This is a genomic window from Rahnella sp. NRRL B-41462, assembly GCF_003263525.1.
Lineage (GTDB): Bacteria > Pseudomonadota > Gammaproteobacteria > Enterobacterales > Enterobacteriaceae > Rahnella > Rahnella aceris.
The window spans coordinates 15,417-30,855 of the sequence record NZ_JYDF01000021.1 but is presented as its reverse complement, the minus strand read 5'-3'; the positions used below and the strand labels follow the sequence as shown (position 1 = coordinate 30,855).

Genomic DNA, 15,439 nt, shown 5'->3' with positions numbered 1-15,439 from the left:
CAGGCTCAACAAATCAGATACTTCCACCCGCAGATATCGTAAACCCGACATCCACCATTCTCGGCACCACTTCTTCGCCGCGAAGTCTCGCCAGCAGACGTTCGGCGGAGATTTGCCCCATTCTTTCGCGCGGTGTCAGCACGCTGGCGAGTGGTGGCTCCATCGCCTGCCCCATGTTGTGCCCATGAAAACCGGCAATCGCCATTTGTGAAGGGATTTTCAGCCCCTGGCGCTGACATTCAAAAAATGCGCCCGCCGCGAGGTCATCGTTGGTACAGAAAATACTGTCGATTTGTGGCCAGTCTTTTTGCGCCTGACGCAGTAATTCCGCGCCGCCACTGTAACTGGAAGAACGGCTGGTCATCACACTGTAAGGCTCCAGACCGGATTCACGCATCGCCTGTTCGTAACCCTGCTGTTTGATAATGGTTCGCTCATCCTGACGAGCGCCGAAATACACCACATGACGATGGCCGCGCGCGATAATTTGTTGCGTCATCTGCCGCGCGGCTTCGAAGTTGTTGAAGCCGACCGCCAGATCCACACACGGCGATACACAGTCCATCATCTCCACCACCGGAATACCGGCCACTTCAATCATCTTCAGCGTACGCGCGGTGTGATGGCGTTCGGACAAAATCAGTCCGTCGATATTGTAGGAAAGCAGTGAAGTCAGACGCTGTTCTTCGCGCTCCTGGCTGTAGCCGTAGTGCGCCAACATGGTCTGATAACCGTGGATATCAGTCACGCTTTCGATGCCGCGCAGCACTTCCGCAAACACCTGGTTGGTCAGCGACGGCAGCAGCACACCGATGGCGCGGCTTTTAGCGTTAGAGAGAATATCCGGTGCGCGGTTGGGGATGTAGCCCAGCTCGTCGAGCGCCGCAGAGATTTTTTCCTGCAACGCGCCGGAAACCTGTTCAGGGTTACGCAAATAACGGCTGACCGTCATTTTGGTGACGCCCACCTTGTCGGCAACATCCTGGAGTACGGGTCTTTTTTTCTTCATATTCATCAAAGAGATGGGCCGCTGAAAAGGTTAAGGGATCAGAGCGTGATGTTAGCAAACAATCGCGCAGGCGGATATCCGTTGCTGCGCGACATGAGAGGTTTATCAGGAAGGCAGGGAAAGCTGCCCGCGAACCGGTGCGCTGAGGTTCGCTGAGAGCTGGCCGGTCAGCAGCGCCATCGCGCGTTGTGCCAGGGTTTCCAGCGGATAGGCAATCGCCGGAACAGCAGAAACGCCCGGTGGCAGCGTACTGTCGAGACTGAACACCATCACATTTTCAGGCACGGCGCGCCCGTGCAGGGCGAGCTGACGGAGTGCATCCTGCGCGGTGGCATCGTCCGGCACCAGCAGCGCATTGAACGGCACGTTCTGTGCCAGCAGTTTCGTCAGCGCATCTGCGCCGCTGTGCTCCAGCCGCCGGTCGTAAGGCAGCAGGAATTTCTCCAGTGCCAGATGATATCCTTGCAAGATTTGTCCGGCGGTTTCGCTGTTTTCCGCGTTGATCAGGGCAATCTGCCGGCGCCCTTGTTTGAGCACATACTGACAGGCAGTTTCGGCGGCAAAGCTGCGGTCAAAATGAATGCTGCGTGCTGAATCCGCATCCAGACAATCAATGGTGATCACGTTTTCCGGCAATGCCGGCAGCGGAAAACGCGCACCGATCACAATCATCGCATCGCACAGACCGCGGCCAATTTCAGCTACGGAATGCGTCAGGCTCGCTGCGTCGGTGGCAAAGCGCAGCAGCAGATACTTCTGATTCAGCCGCAACTCTTTTTCCAGCGCGTGGAGATAACCGGTGGACTGATTGATGTTTTCGGTCGCACAAATCACGCCGATACAACCGGTAGACTGCGTGGACAGCGACTGCGCAATCACGCTCGGTTTATATTGCAGTGTTTCCACCGCCTGCATCACAGCCAGGCGGCTTTCTTCTTTGACACCGCGGCTGCCACTCAGGACACGGGACACCGTCGCTTTCGACACCTTCGCCAGCCGCGAAACGTCGTTAATGTTTGCCATGTCTTTCCTTGTGTTAATCGAAACCGTTATTTTTAGACACCGCCGCGAACCATTCGCCGCTTTTCTTCACCGTACGCTTCTGCGTTTCCAGATCCAGCTGGATGAAACCATACCGGTTTTTATAGGCATTCATCCATGACCAGCAATCAATAAATGTCCACATGTGATAACCCAGGCAACCACTGCCTTCCTGCAAGGCGCGGTGCAGCCATTTCAGGTGCCCGCTGACAAACTCGATGCGGTAATCATCATCAATCCGCCCCGCCTGTTCAAAGCGCAGTTCATTTTCCACACCCATGCCGTTTTCGGAAATGAAACAGCGCGGATTACCGTAGTTTTCACGCAGATTGGTCAGAATATCGTAAATGCCCTGCTCGTAGATTTCCCAGCCACGGTGCGGGTTCATTTTACGTCCCGGCATGACATAGTTATCGAAGAACCATTCCGGCATAAACGGACTTTCCGGATTAACCATACTGTCGCGGCACTGAATACGGCGCGGCTGGTAATAGTTGATGCCGAGTAAATCCACCACACCCTGTTGCAGCAGTGCTTTATCGCCCTGCTGGCAGGCCGGAAGCTGATCGTATTTGTTCAGCAATTCCACCAGTTCCTGCGGATATTCACCGCGCAGCGCCGGATCGAGGAAGCTGCGGTTAAACATCAGGTCCGCAATGTTAGCGGCTTTCAGGTCAGCCGGATTCTGTGACCGCGGATAAGACGGCGTAAGGTTAAGAATAATGCCGATTTCACCGCCAGAATTGCGGGCGCGATAGGCCTTCACCGCCAGCGAATGGGCCAGCATAGTGTGATACGCCACGGTGGCAGCCCGTTTGAAATCCACCACGTTCGGGTAATGGAAATCATACAAATAGCCGCCTTCCACCGGCACCACCGGTTCGTTGAACGTAAACCAATGCTTCACGCGGTCACCGAACAGCTCGAAACAGGTATCGGCGTATTTTGCGTAAGCCTGCACGACGTCGCGGTTTTCCCAGCCGCCGATTTCCTGCATCGCCATCGGCATATCAAAGTGGAACAGATTGATAAACGGCTGTACGCCCTGCGCCAGCATTTCGTCGATCACCTGGTTATAAAACGTGACCGCTTCCTGATTCACTTCACCACGCCCGTTGGGGATCAAACGCGCCCAGGAAATCGAGGTGCGGAAGGTGTTGTGATTGAGCTGTTTCAGCAGCGCGATATCTTCGCGCCAGTTTTTGTAAAACGTCGAGGTATCCTGCGGACCGACGTCATTGTGAAAGCGCGTCGGCTGTTGTGAATACCAGTGATCCCACACCGTCGCGCTTTTTCCGTGGCTCAGGGTTTCACCTTCCGTCTGCGGCGCTGAACTGGCACTGCCCCACCAGAATTCTTTTGGAAATGCGTATTTCATCGTCATCCTCGCTGTCCGTTAGCTTTACGTTTTTAACTGAATTATTTGACTGTTTAGCTGTTTGCCGGCACGGCATTGCCCGCCGTCTGTGCCAGGGCTTTTTCCGCTTCCTGTTTCAGCAACGTACGTTCATAGGCTTTCAGGAACGGATAGTACATAACGGCTGATAACACCATACAGAACAGGCACATAATTACCGGGCTGAATGCCCAGTTTGCGGCCCATGACGCACCGATTGGCGCAGGCGTTGTCCAGGGTGTGAGCGAGACCACCTGCGCGACCCAGCCGAGTTTGGTGGCGGTGTAAGCAAAAATAGCGTTCAGCATCGGCACCAGCGTAAACGGCAGGAAGAATACCGGATTCATGATAATTGGCGTGCCAAACAGGATCGGTTCATTGATGTTAAAGAAGCTCGGCACCACCCCCATCCGGCCAATGGTGCGCAGGTGCACGGCCTTGCTGCACAGCAACAAAATCGCCAGCGGTAAGGTCGACCCCACGCCGCCAATTAACAGATAGTGATCCCAGAATCCTTGCAGATAAATGTGTGGCAATGGCGCACCGGCCTGCAACGCCGTCTGGTTGAGTGCCAGATTGGTCATCCAGAACGGGTTCATGATGCCGGTGACAATCAGCGCGCCATGAATCCCCGCAAACCACAGTACCTGACAGATAAACACTGAAATCAAAATCGCTGGCAGGGAATCCGACGCAGAAACCAGCGGTGCCAGCAAATGCATGATGGCTTCAGGAATTATCATGCCGGTGGTGGACTGAATAAACAGGTTCAGCGGGTGCAGCGTGGCGACAATCGCCACCACAGGGATCAGAATTTCAAACGAGCGCGCCACGCCGGTCGGCACTTCTTTCGGCAGGCGGATGGTGATATTGCGGCGTTTGAGCAGCGCATACACTTCGGCGGCATAAATCGCCGTCAGGATCGCGGTGAAAATGCCTTCGCCGGAGAAATACTGCGTCGAGATTTGTTTGTCATGATACGGCGCAGCCACCAGCAGAAACGCCATAAACGCCAGTAAACCGGTCATGATCGGATCAAGCTTGTAGTGTTTGCCGAGGCTTGCGCCAATGCCTACCGAAATAAAAAACGTCATCACGCCCATGCTCAGATACCACGGCAACATCAGCTGCTCGCGGTATTTCAGCGACAGATCCAGCCACCCGCGCGCAAATCCCATGGTGGTATCCGGCGAGAATGGCGGGAAAATAAAGACCAGCATGAACGAACCGATAATCATAAAAGGCAGCGCAGCGATAAAGCCGTCGCGGATGGCGATCACATGCCGCTGCTGGCCAACGCTGCCCGCCAGGGGCGTGATGTGTTTTTCGATGACGTTAACCATCGCCTGATAAAGGCCACTCATACGCGGCTTCCTTCCTGTGCGATCAGGCCATAAGCGAAGTCGAGCACGTTGTCACCGCGCTGCATGCCGTAATCCATCATGTTGATGGTTTCGACCGGAATGTTGAATTCTGCCGCTCTGGCAGATAAATCAGCCTGCATGTAACGCACCTGAGGTCCGAGCAGTACCACCTGATAATCACGGAATTTTTCATCAAACTCGCTGGCACCGAATGCATCAATCTGCACCTCTTCTCCGCGTTCCGCCGCCACTTCTTTCATCTTGCGCACCAACAAACTGGTCGACATCCCCGCCGAACAACAAAGCATGATTCTTTTCATTTTGCTTCACTCCGAGATGATTAATGTTCTGCTCTTTTTAGCCTGTTGAGGGTATTTGAGGCTTTATGGAAACCGGTTTCCATGGTTTCAGGGAAAATGTGCGAACCTGTTCATAAAATTTCACGGTGATTGTCCGGCAATGTGAAACGTTTCACATTTTGCGCATTTTTCATTCGCGCAGTAAGAAACTCACGCTACAGGAAAAACCAGATAACAATTATCACGGAGGGATTAAATTACTCAACAGCAGGATATTTAAAACCGTCAAAAATCAAAATAAGACCTGATTAATATCACGCACTATGTGATGTTAAAAATTGATATGGAATGATTTTGTCGGTGGGAAATTAATCAATACATTGTCCGGCATTCACCGCTTATTATCTTTAAGGAATGCCTGATGCCGGCGTTTAACACCTGTAAAATTACACGATGTATTCTGCTGGCGTGTTGCCTGCCCAATATTGCCGTCATGAGCGCCAGTGCGGCAAATTACACCCTGCCACTGCTGCTGATGAACAATCAAAAGCTGACCTTATCCACCAAGGATAACGAAAATATTGTCGCCGATAACCCGTTGATAAAATATGGCATTATGGTCAATAACGGCGCAGAACTGACGTTCCTGGCTAACACGTTCAACGCTTCCGGCAGCCAGCTTGGCTCCTCGCTTGTCGCGCAAAATGGCGGTGTCATTAATATCGGGAAAGATTCCGTGATTAATCACAACAGTCAATCCGGGGAAATTTCCCATGTGGTGACGATACAAGATGCAGGCAGTGTTTTAAATATCAACGACGCGCCCCTTAATTCTAACAGTGCGGCAGTGGTGATTAATAATAACGCCACCGCGAATATGATTAATACCACAATTAACGCCAATAATGCGGATAATGCCGTTGAGGTGAATAATGGCGCTACGCTGAATGCCACCGGGCTGACTGTTAATCATCTTTCGGGAATGTCCAGCAGTTCGGCAATAGCCATCAACAATGCCGATGCCACATTACTGAATACGTCAATTTTATCTCAGGTTCGTCAGGGGATAAGTATCGACGGGTCCGCTGACCGCTTCTCAAATGTCACTTATGATCGCGGAACCATCATCACAGAGAAAGATCAGAGCAATGCCGTGATATTGTCATTCGGTAATTTACAAATGAAGAATGTCGACATCCACACCTCCGGGCAATATGGCAACGGCGTGATGCTGGAAAACGACAGCAATGTACGGATCAACGGCGGATCCATTACCACGAAGGCGACGTCCACTAACGGCATAACATTCCTCGGCGCTAACAACCTGATTCTGGAAAATGAACTGCTTATTTCCACACCGGGCAATGCCTCCGTCGGCCTGTCACTGAGCGGCGCCCCCATGACAGACGATCAGTGGCAAAACGTTCGCATTGATAACGCGACCATAAACAGCGGCAATATCGGCATCAGCAAGATTTACAACGGTAATGCGCAAGTGATCATCGAAAACGCCGCTCGCATTGTCGGTATTAACGCGGCCATGACCTTTGCCGATAACGGCATCAGTACGGTGAATGTCAGCGGCAAAAGCCAGATTATCGGCAATATTATCAATGCGACGACGGCGAAAACCGATGTCACACTGGATGCCTCCGTGCTGACCGGCTCGGTGCAAAACCTCAATTCACTGGCGCTGAATAATCAGTCGGTGTGGAATCTGACTGGCGATTCCGTGCTCGGGGATTTGTCGCTCGATAACAGCCTGATGAACTTCACCCAACCGCAGCAGGGGGCATTCCACACACTTACCGCCAGCACGCTTTCCGGCAACGGTGCCCTGAATTTCAACACGCAACTGGGCAGCGATAATTCCCCCACCGATTTACTGCATGTTCAGGGTAACGCCAGCGGCAATTTTGGGGTGCTGGTGCGCAATGCCGGGGGCAATGGTGCGCTGACGACAGGCGACGGGATCCGTCTGGTGCAGGTGGATGGCGATGACACATCGTCGCTGAAATTGCTGAGAAAAGTCAGTGCGGGGGCATACGATTATTATCTCTATAAAGGCGGCAGTACGTCGCCAAAAGACTGGTATCTGCGCACCTGGCTCGAGCCGGTGCGCCGCCGGAACCAGTGCCTGATCCTGACCCGACCCCTAACCCGACACCGGAGCCCACACCGCAACCTGCACCCACACCTAAACCGGTGATCGCCTACCGGACGGATGTCGTGGGTTACATTGCCGCGCCCTTCCTTAACCGGCAGTACGGCTTTAGCTCAATGGGGTCTTATCACGAACGTACCGGCGATAGCGTCAAACGTGCTCAGGATGGCACATGGGCACGCGTCGGCGGATCGCATGATAATTATGATGTAGGTCGCTTCAGTTTTGACAGCGACATTCGTTATATCCAGATCGGCAAGGATTTGTATCAGGATGAGACACCGCGCGGGAATAATGTGCATGCCGGGGTGATGATTTCGCTGGGGGATCAGAAAACCAGCAGCTCGGACAGCGCCCGCGGGCTGGTCGGTGAATCCACCGATACCGGAGATGTGTCTACCGATGCTTACGGCATTGGCGGCTATTACACCGTGAAGACCGACAGCGGCGCGTATCTGGATTTCGTCGGGCAAGTCACCGATTACCACACCGAATTCCAGAGTGAAACGGAAGCTAAACAGGACGGCTACGGCGTGGCGCTTTCAGCGGAAAGCGGCATTCCCTTTGCAATAACCCAAAGCTGGAGGCTCGAACCCCAGGCGCAGGTGATTTATCAGTATCTGCATATGAGAGGGTTCAATGACGGTATTGCCGCGGTAGCGAAAACCGCCGACAACAGCGTACAGGCACGCGGCGGTTTGCGGCTTTCTCATCAGCCTCAGGTAGATCAGCCCAACATTACGCCATACCTGAATATCGACGCAGTATCGACGCTCAGCGATGCGCCCGCCGTCACCATCGGCAGCACTGAGATTTCGCCTGATTTCTCGCAAAGCGCCTGGAAAGCAGGTGGCGGGATCACGGCGCCATTGAGTAAAAATGCATCGTTTTACACCAGCGTGAATTATCAGCGTGGCTTTGACGGAAAACAGGAAGGTTACCGGGGCAATATCGGTATTAATGTCAGCTTCAAATGACGAATGAATGATGCAAAAAAAGGCGATGCCGGAGCACCGCCTTTTGCTTTTGACTTCACCATGATCAGACTGGCGGCAGGTCAAACAGCAGAATTTCGCTGTCTTCCTCTGCGTGAACGGACAATGCCGTTTCATCCCAGATCGCCAGCGCATCACTCTGCCCGGCTTTCTTACCGTTGATGGACACGGTGCCTTTTACCACCTGGATCCACACGCGGCGGTCAGCCTGAATCTGATAAACCGACTGTTCATCTTTTTTCAGCGCCCAGCGGGACAACTCCATATCCTGGAACACTTTCAGCGAACCGTCGCGGGCATCCGGTGAAAGCACTAACTGGCGCCCCTGCGGCGCATCGAACATACGCTGTTCGTAACGCGGTTCCAGCCCTTTTTGATTCGGGATAATCCAGATCTGATAAAGGTGCAGTTTACGGTCGCTGTTACCGTTGTATTCAGAGTGTGTCACCCCGGTCCCGGCGCTCATAATCTGGAATTCCCCCGCCTGGATCTGTTCTTTATTGCCCATGCTGTCCTGATGTTCCACGGTGCCTTCCAGCACATAGGTCAGAATTTCCATGTCTTTATGCGGATGCTTACCAAAACCCTGTCCTTCATCGATAAAGTCTTCATTGATCACCCGCAGTGCGGAGAATCCCATGAATTGTGCATCGTAATAATCGGCGAAAGAGAAGGTGTGCCAGCTTTCCAGCCAGCCGTGACTGGCGTGACCGCGTTCTTGTGCCTGACGTAAATAGATCATGTTCAACTCTCCTCAATGTTTTCTCTAGTCTAGTCAACGCCTGAGAATAAGAAAGCGTAAAAACTTCACCCCTCTGTTCAAAAAATATGAACAAATGCAGGTGACTCAATCCAAAGGATTTGAGGAAGGTTGAGGTAAATTGTTCTTGTACAGGTTGCTTAATTACCCATCGGTACAATACTCAAAGAAGAAACTCCTTAAGGTAAATTAATGTGACATCTGTTTCCGGAAATTATCATGATTAACCGCCGCGAGTTGATCGCGGGAATAACCGGTGGTGTAGTGTCGGCGGGATTATTTAAAGCCGTTGAAATTAATCCGGATAAAATGATTAGCGCGAGCAACATTATGGCGTTAAGAAACCTCCCTGCGCCTGCTGACCGGACCTGCGCGATGGTTTTGGGATATTACTTTGCCGGAGATGGTGCGCCAAAACTGGTTTACTGGGATGCGAACAGTGAGAAAGAGGCCAATCAGGGCACCGTTATTTCCTCGTTAAAATCCGCTAAAGGCCGCTGGTTGCAATTACATAACGGCGTCATGGATTTTCGTCAGTTTGGTATAGTTAACCGACAAAATGCTGCAGATGCGGCACTGAAGGCGATGATCAGTGATCCGCTTATTCACCGGATTGAAGCACATACCTCGCTGAATTTCATGTCGCGCCATCGCTTTAACCGTTCGAATATCACCCTCGATTTTAATGGCCAGACAGTGACCGCGACAGGACTGGAAACCCTGGCAGATGCCAAAAATAATTACCTCTCCGCTATTTTCTTTTTCAGGGGAATAGCAGAAGAAAAAACATCAATATCCCTTCTCAGGGATCCTTTGCCTTTATTGTCAGAAATCTATCCGGTTGATGACAGCAGCTTATATCCTGTCGGCCAGTGGTATTGCCTGGAATCGGACAAAGTCTCCGGCCACTGGGAACGCAAAATACAACGACTGGTGCAGGTGACAGAATGCATTGATGAAACGCATATCCGGCTCAATTACAGAAGCGGCTGGGCGCTGGACGCCCAAAGCCAACTGCACTGGCGCAAAGTCACGCCGGTTGAAAATGTCTGTATTCAGAACATGCAATATGTCGCAGAGGGGCAGTTGGCTAATAGCAGTTCCCAGCCGGTCGCCTTCGAATATGCCATTTATTGCGATGTTCTGAATGTTCATGCTCAGGGGACATTCTGGTCAGTCATTTTCCGTCGCTGGAATACCTTCTTTCGCACCGAACAATGCTCGCTGACTAATCCACCTTCGGTTTCCTGGGGCGGCGCAGGCTATCTGACTCAGCAAATTTACTGTCAGTATGGCGTGATTACGGACTGTACGGCATCCAATGCCCGGCATCTTAACGATTTCACCGCCAGCTCTTCCTGCGTGGTAAAGCACTGTCACAGCAACGGTGACAGTTCCGGTGCTTTCGTCACGCACGGTCAGTATGAACATGATCTGCATTTTACGGCCAACTCCGGTATCCTGACACTGGCCAATTCCGGCAAACCCTGGGGACAGTCGGCGGCACGTATTGTCATCAACCAGCACCATTGTTCTATGCTGACAGCCGACACGCACGTTACTGATCTGACCTTAACGGATGTGCACATTTACCGGAGTGTGGAACAGGATAATCTCGGCATATTGCGCCTGAATTGCGACGGACTGACGGTGCAAAACTGCAGCCTCAGCGGAGAACTGACATTACTGCAAAACAGTCAGCGCAGTATCAAAATGAACGTATTCGAAAACTGCGGGTTCGTACTGGATCCTCGCCATGATTCCACTATCAGTAACCTGGCGCCGGATGACCCGTTTATTGTTTCCCATCCGGCGGCCGAAGCCCGGAATTCCATTAATGGCCGTTCGCTGCTGTATTTTTCCCATTGCCAGTTTAAAGGAACGGACAAAGATGTTTCGCTGTTAATTAAAAATAAAGAAGTTAACTTTAACGCCTGCCGTCTTGAAAATGTGTCCCTTATATTAACGGCGGATGAACCTCAGAAAATCGTTATTAATGGTGATTCCACACTGTCCAGCGATCAGGCCTCCCGGCCTTTACTTTCACGGACCGGCGAACATCCTGTGACCTGGCGATTAGGCCCAATGCAAACTGAAGTGACCGGTGACGATCAGCTTCATATTCACATTACCACCGGTATTAATCATTATCAGGCGCATCACGTGACATTCACGCACGGTAAGCGGTTATTCACAGATAAGGCATTTTCCCGTCCGTCTTATTTTATTGAACAGAACAATATCATGATAAATACCCGATCCGTTGTGCCAGCCAGTACAGGGCCGCATATTGTGGTTGAAAATACGGAGATATAACAAAATAAAGTGGCTCACCTCTGAGCCTTAAAAGGATTCACCATGAAAACGTTCAATTCTGTATCCGCGCTGAAGAATCATAAAATACGTCTGGATCATAATGTCTTCGTTAATGGTTATTTTCAGGCCGGTGACGGCGGCGGCGGTCATTATCACTGGGACAAAAACTGCGTTCTGCCCGCCAATAACGGCACAGTCATCCCTTCTGACCACTCGGACACCGGACGCTGGCTGCTTATCCATCAGGGCGTGGGCGATTTCCGCACTTTCGGTATTCTCAATGCTGATCAACCCGCCGACGATGCGCTGGATGCATTAGTCAATGACCCGGCCATCAGCCAGATCTTCGCTTTTTCAGATTTGCTCTTTCAGCGCCGCCATCATTTCACACGTTCTGACATCACCCTGGATTTCCAGAACAACCGGGTTTTCACCACCGGCATTGCCAGCGCACCGGTCAATGACCCGTTTGCCGCCGTACTGTTCTTCCGGGGCACGGTGACCGGCACCCCCGTCTCCTTCACGCTGACTGAAACGTTGCAGGAGCAAACGGATATTTTCCCGGTCGCGGATTCGTCACTGTTCAGCGTGGGCGACTGGTATGCAGTGCAGGTTGCACCGGTGAAAGGCGCGGCGGAACGCGAGCTGCAAAAGCTGGTGGAAATCATCGCGACTCCTGACAGCACGCATATTCAGATTGGCTATTACAACGGCTGGGAACTGCTGGCTGGCAGGGTGATCAGCTGGCAGAAAGTCGAACCGGTCGCATTCGTCACCATCAAAAATATGCAGTTCTTCGGGGCGGGGGCTGATCAGATCAGCGGCAGCCATCCGGTGGCGTTTGAATACGCGGTATATGCCAATGTCGAGGGGATCCATTCGACAGGTTCTTTCTGGCCGGTGGTGATGCGACGCTGGAATACCCATTATCTGACGCAGCAGTGCTCTCTCATTAATCCGCCGAACACCGCCTTTGGCGGTGCCGGATATCTGACACAGCAAATCTATTGTCTGTATGGACATGTCAGTGATTGCAGCGTGGCGAACGCGCGGCATTTAAATGATTTCACGGCGTCGGCATATTGCCTGGTCGAGAATTGTCACGCCAGCGGACAGAGCGCGGAAAAAGGCCCGTTCGTGACTCACGGTCAGTACGAACATGATCTCACCTATACCGGCAATTCCGGCCTGATGACCTTTGCCAATTCCGGTGCCACCTGGGGAGGCAGCGCCAAACGTATCAATGTACGTAAGCACGTCTGTCCGTGGTTTGTCGCCCGCTCCGGCGTGAGTGAACTGACGCTGGAAGATCTGGTGGTGATCACCAACGAGACTATCCCGCAGTCCGGGATGTTGTGGGTGAATGCCGACGGTTTGCAGATGACCGGCTGTACCGCTGACCGCACCCTGATTATCAGCCAGGCATCGCAACGCGCTGCGCGCCCGAACGTTATTCGTCAGTGTCAGTTTTCCCTGCAGGAGGACGCGCGCCGGTAGTACAAAGCAACGTCACTGCCGCCATCACCTTTACCGATACGGTATTTAATGACATCAACGGGCATTCATTTGACAGCACGGCGCCGGTGAATTTTGTCCGCTGTACGTTTAATGCCACCACCGAATTTGCACCGCTCACGCTGAAATCCTCCACACTGTCGGTTCAGGCATCGCAGTTTAATCAGGTCGGCTTCACGCTTTCCGGCACTGCGCCAAAGCAAATCGATATTCTTTCCTCAACCCTGACGCAGGCGACGTTCGACTTCACCGACGTCGCCGCACAACCCGCCAGCTCACTGATGTTCCTTAATAACCGTTTATCCGGCAGCACCGTCATCGCCCAACCACCCGCCGGAGATCGGGTGATATGGCAGCAGAATATGATTCTTGCCTGACGCGGGATTCTTCTAATTAACGTGTTTTTAGAAATAGTTTGAGTTGTGGAGAAGATATAAAGGAGTTTTTCGAAATAGTTTGAGTTGTGGGCAGGCGGCCAGCAAGCGAATCCCCGGGAGCATACACAAGTATGTGACCGGGGTGAGCGAGCGCAGCCAACGCATCCACAGCTCAAAATATGAAGAAAAAAAAGCCAGCACCCGGCTGGCTAAGTAATACTGGAAGCAATGTGAGCAATGTCGTGCATTCATGGGGACCCGTTTGACCTTGGTGTGAGGCCATCCCCGGAACGCATGGCAATAATAATCATTATCATTCGCACTTGTAAAGCGTTTTTTTCACCAAACATTCGATTGACAGTTTTCCTATTCCTGATAAATGTAGAGGATATTCAAACAGTAACCACAAAAAGAGGAGTGTCGCCATGAGCGAAATAGTCATTCGTCACGCTGAAGCCGCAGATGCAGAGGCGCTTCAACACCTATACGCTCAGGTTCCTGTTTACAGCGACACCCTGCAACTCCCTTATCCACCCGCCACGCTATGGGAAGATCGCCTTGCCAATGCCGCACCCGGCCGGTTCGCGCTGGTTGCGTGTATCGACGGCAAACTGGTGGGCAATCTCACCCTGATGGTTGAGCAGCCGTGGCGACGCCGCCATGTGGCGACTTTCGGTATTGGTGTGGATACGCAATTTCAGGGAAGAGGTGTCGGCAGTCAGCTGATCGCTGCTGCCCTTGAGTTGTGTGACAAATGGTTGCACGTGATCCGCGTCGAGCTGACGGTTTATGCCGATAATGATGCCGCAATCGGGCTGTACAAAAAGTTCGGTTTCAGCGTTGAAGGCCTCAGCCCGAGCTACGCAATGCGCGACGGCGAACTGGTGGATACGCTGCATATGGGGCGCATCCGTGGCGTACGGCAACCGGTTTAATCAGCACTGACGGAGGCGCTGGTTTCAGCCGGAGGCTGACGTAACAGCAACCGGACGACCAGCGCCAGCGCCATCAGCACCAGCAGCGCCGAGCCAAGATAAATCGCATCAATGCCAGCCTGCGCCATCAGCACACCGGCCAGCGGGCCGGTAATCCCCAGAGATAAATCAAGGAATGCCGAATAGGTCGCCAGCGCGCTGCCCTGATTTTCCTGCGGCAACTTTTTGACTGCCACCACGCCCAGCGCCGGATAGACCAGCGAGAAACCCACACCGGTAATGAAAGCACCGGCCATTGCTGCCCACGCCGTCGGGGCGAAAAACACCATAATCAGCCCGGCAATCTCCACCACAAAACAGGCCAGCGCCACACGCAATCCGCCAAAACGGTTGATGCTGTTGGGCAATAACAGCCGCATGCCGACAAAGGCCACACTGAAGAATGTCAGGGAAAATGCCGCGCCCGGCCAGCCTTTCGCGGCATAAAACAGGGTGATGAAGGTGGCAATCACCCCAAAACCGGTGGACGCCAGCGCCAGCATCATGCCGTAAGGCAATATTTTCCCCAGCACCTGGCGGAACGGGATTTGCGCCGGGGCTTTTGTGACCACCGGCGGCTTGCGCCACGCGGTGATGAGCGCCGTCAGCGCCACCAAAATGATGCACACCGACAACAGCGTCAGGCCGCCGAAACTGAAAATCAGCACACCGAGTGGCGCACCGATCGCCATCGCACCGTAAGTGACCACCCCGCTCCATGAAATCACTTTGCCGATATGCAGGGAGCCGACCACGCTGATGCCCCACAGCGTCGAACCGGTTCCGGCAAAACTTTGCCCGGCACCAAGCATCACGCGCCCGAGACATAACAACGCCAGACTGACCGCCGGTGTGGCGTCAAATCCCAGTGCCAGCAGATAGAACACGCCGCTGAGCAGGCAGCCGCTCAGCCCGAATATCACCACCCTTTTTGGCCCGACTTTATCCGCATAACGCCCGGCATAAGGGCGGCTCAGCAGCGTCGCGAAATATTGCAGGCTGATGACCAGTCCCGCCCAGAAAGCACTGTAGCCGAGATGCTCATGTACATAACCCGGCAGGATCGCCAGTGGCAGGCCGATGGTCAGATAGTTGGCAAAATTGAACACCAGAATCGAGAGAATTCGCAGCGTGGTCTTTGACGGACTGGTGGCAGTCAGGTCGGGCGAAGCAGCGTCAGGCATGGAAAGTCGCGTCTCACAAAAAAGGGTTCTGGCATGTTACGAAGC

13 protein-coding genes are annotated in these 15,439 nt (G+C 52.9%); 6 read left to right on the top strand and 7 right to left on the bottom strand.

The window, feature by feature from the left end; translation table 11 throughout:
* Positions 1-13 precede the first annotated feature (13 nt).
* From gntR to UC14_RS06395, 5 genes are all read right to left on the bottom strand, one after another.
* Positions 14-1,009, bottom strand: coding sequence for a gluconate operon transcriptional repressor GntR (gntR, locus tag UC14_RS06415; protein WP_014411484.1), 996 nt, complete (start codon positions 1,007-1,009; stop codon positions 14-16).
* 105 nt (positions 1,010-1,114) lie between these two features.
* A complete protein-coding gene (locus tag UC14_RS06410) occupies positions 1,115-2,032 on the bottom strand; it encodes a LacI family DNA-binding transcriptional regulator (RefSeq protein WP_013573542.1) in 918 nt (305 codons plus the stop codon).
* A gap of 13 nt (positions 2,033-2,045) precedes the next feature.
* Positions 2,046-3,428 carry a glycoside hydrolase family 1 protein gene (locus UC14_RS06405; RefSeq protein WP_112197405.1) on the bottom strand — a complete coding sequence of 461 codons (1,383 nt, stop codon included), beginning with the start codon at positions 3,426-3,428 and terminating at the stop codon, positions 2,046-2,048.
* Positions 3,429-3,481: 53 nt separating this feature from the next.
* The gene (locus tag UC14_RS06400; RefSeq protein ID WP_013573540.1) at positions 3,482-4,810 is read right to left on the bottom strand and encodes a PTS cellobiose transporter subunit IIC; all 1,329 of its coding nucleotides are present in this window, start codon (positions 4,808-4,810) and stop codon (positions 3,482-3,484) included.
* Positions 4,807-5,130: a PTS sugar transporter subunit IIB gene (locus tag UC14_RS06395; protein WP_013573539.1), complete on the bottom strand. Its 324-nt coding sequence runs from the start codon at positions 5,128-5,130 to the stop codon at positions 4,807-4,809. Before UC14_RS06395 ends, UC14_RS06400 begins: the two co-directional genes overlap by 4 nt.
* A 400-nt stretch (positions 5,131-5,530) precedes the next feature.
* Here UC14_RS06395 and UC14_RS06390 point away from each other — a divergent pair, with 400 nt between their 5' ends.
* Both UC14_RS06390 and UC14_RS27025 read left to right on the top strand, forming a co-directional pair.
* A complete protein-coding gene (locus UC14_RS06390) occupies positions 5,531-7,318 on the top strand; it encodes an autotransporter outer membrane beta-barrel domain-containing protein (protein ID WP_232829642.1) in 1,788 nt (595 codons plus the stop codon).
* Entirely contained in the window at positions 7,243-8,250 is a 1,008-nt protein-coding gene (locus tag UC14_RS27025; protein ID WP_232829641.1) for an autotransporter outer membrane beta-barrel domain-containing protein, read from the top strand. Before UC14_RS06390 ends, UC14_RS27025 begins: the two co-directional genes overlap by 76 nt.
* 64 nt (positions 8,251-8,314) lie before the next feature.
* Here the strand turns inward: UC14_RS27025 and UC14_RS06385 are convergent, their stop codons facing one another.
* Complete coding sequence (locus tag UC14_RS06385; protein WP_013573537.1) at positions 8,315-9,010, bottom strand: pirin family protein; 696 nt, start codon at positions 9,008-9,010, stop codon at positions 8,315-8,317.
* Between the two features lie 237 nt (positions 9,011-9,247).
* Between UC14_RS06385 and UC14_RS06380 the strand changes: the two genes are divergently transcribed.
* From UC14_RS06380 to UC14_RS06370, 4 genes are all read left to right on the top strand, one after another.
* Positions 9,248-11,344 carry a hypothetical protein gene (locus tag UC14_RS06380; protein ID WP_112197402.1) on the top strand — a complete coding sequence of 699 codons (2,097 nt, stop codon included), beginning with the start codon at positions 9,248-9,250 and terminating at the stop codon, positions 11,342-11,344.
* A 42-nt stretch (positions 11,345-11,386) separates the two neighbouring features.
* Positions 11,387-12,841 carry a hypothetical protein gene (locus tag UC14_RS06375; RefSeq protein ID WP_232829640.1) on the top strand — a complete coding sequence of 485 codons (1,455 nt, stop codon included), beginning with the start codon at positions 11,387-11,389 and terminating at the stop codon, positions 12,839-12,841.
* Entirely contained in the window at positions 12,805-13,236 is a 432-nt protein-coding gene (locus UC14_RS27020) for a hypothetical protein (protein WP_232829639.1), read from the top strand. The genes UC14_RS06375 and UC14_RS27020 overlap by 37 nt, the downstream gene beginning before the upstream one ends.
* Before the next feature lie 425 nt (positions 13,237-13,661).
* Positions 13,662-14,171, top strand: a complete 510-nt coding sequence (locus UC14_RS06370; RefSeq protein ID WP_037033731.1) for a GNAT family N-acetyltransferase — start codon at positions 13,662-13,664, stop codon at positions 14,169-14,171.
* Here UC14_RS06370 and UC14_RS06365 read toward each other — a convergent pair.
* Positions 14,168-15,394 carry an MFS transporter gene (locus UC14_RS06365; protein WP_013573533.1) on the bottom strand — a complete coding sequence of 409 codons (1,227 nt, stop codon included), beginning with the start codon at positions 15,392-15,394 and terminating at the stop codon, positions 14,168-14,170. The genes UC14_RS06370 and UC14_RS06365 overlap by 4 nt on opposite strands.
* Positions 15,395-15,439: the final 45 nt, after the last annotated feature.

Coding starts and splice junctions, on each gene's coding strand:
- UC14_RS06410 (WP_013573542.1), bottom strand. CDS start 2,032: ATGGCAAACATTAACGACGTTTCGCGGCTGGCGAAGGTGTCGAAAGCG.
- UC14_RS06365 (WP_013573533.1), bottom strand. CDS start 15,394: ATGCCTGACGCTGCTTCGCCCGACCTGACTGCCACCAGTCCGTCAAAG.
- gntR (WP_014411484.1), bottom strand. CDS start 1,009: ATGAAGAAAAAAAGACCCGTACTCCAGGATGTTGCCGACAAGGTGGGC.
- UC14_RS06395 (WP_013573539.1), bottom strand. CDS start 5,130: ATGAAAAGAATCATGCTTTGTTGTTCGGCGGGGATGTCGACCAGTTTG.
- UC14_RS06385 (WP_013573537.1), bottom strand. CDS start 9,010: ATGATCTATTTACGTCAGGCACAAGAACGCGGTCACGCCAGTCACGGC.
- UC14_RS06405 (WP_112197405.1), bottom strand. CDS start 3,428: ATGAAATACGCATTTCCAAAAGAATTCTGGTGGGGCAGTGCCAGTTCA.
- UC14_RS06375 (WP_232829640.1), top strand. CDS start 11,387: ATGAAAACGTTCAATTCTGTATCCGCGCTGAAGAATCATAAAATACGT.
- UC14_RS06390 (WP_232829642.1), top strand. CDS start 5,531: ATGCCGGCGTTTAACACCTGTAAAATTACACGATGTATTCTGCTGGCG.
- UC14_RS06400 (WP_013573540.1), bottom strand. CDS start 4,810: ATGAGTGGCCTTTATCAGGCGATGGTTAACGTCATCGAAAAACACATC.
- UC14_RS06380 (WP_112197402.1), top strand. CDS start 9,248: ATGATTAACCGCCGCGAGTTGATCGCGGGAATAACCGGTGGTGTAGTG.
- UC14_RS06370 (WP_037033731.1), top strand. CDS start 13,662: ATGAGCGAAATAGTCATTCGTCACGCTGAAGCCGCAGATGCAGAGGCG.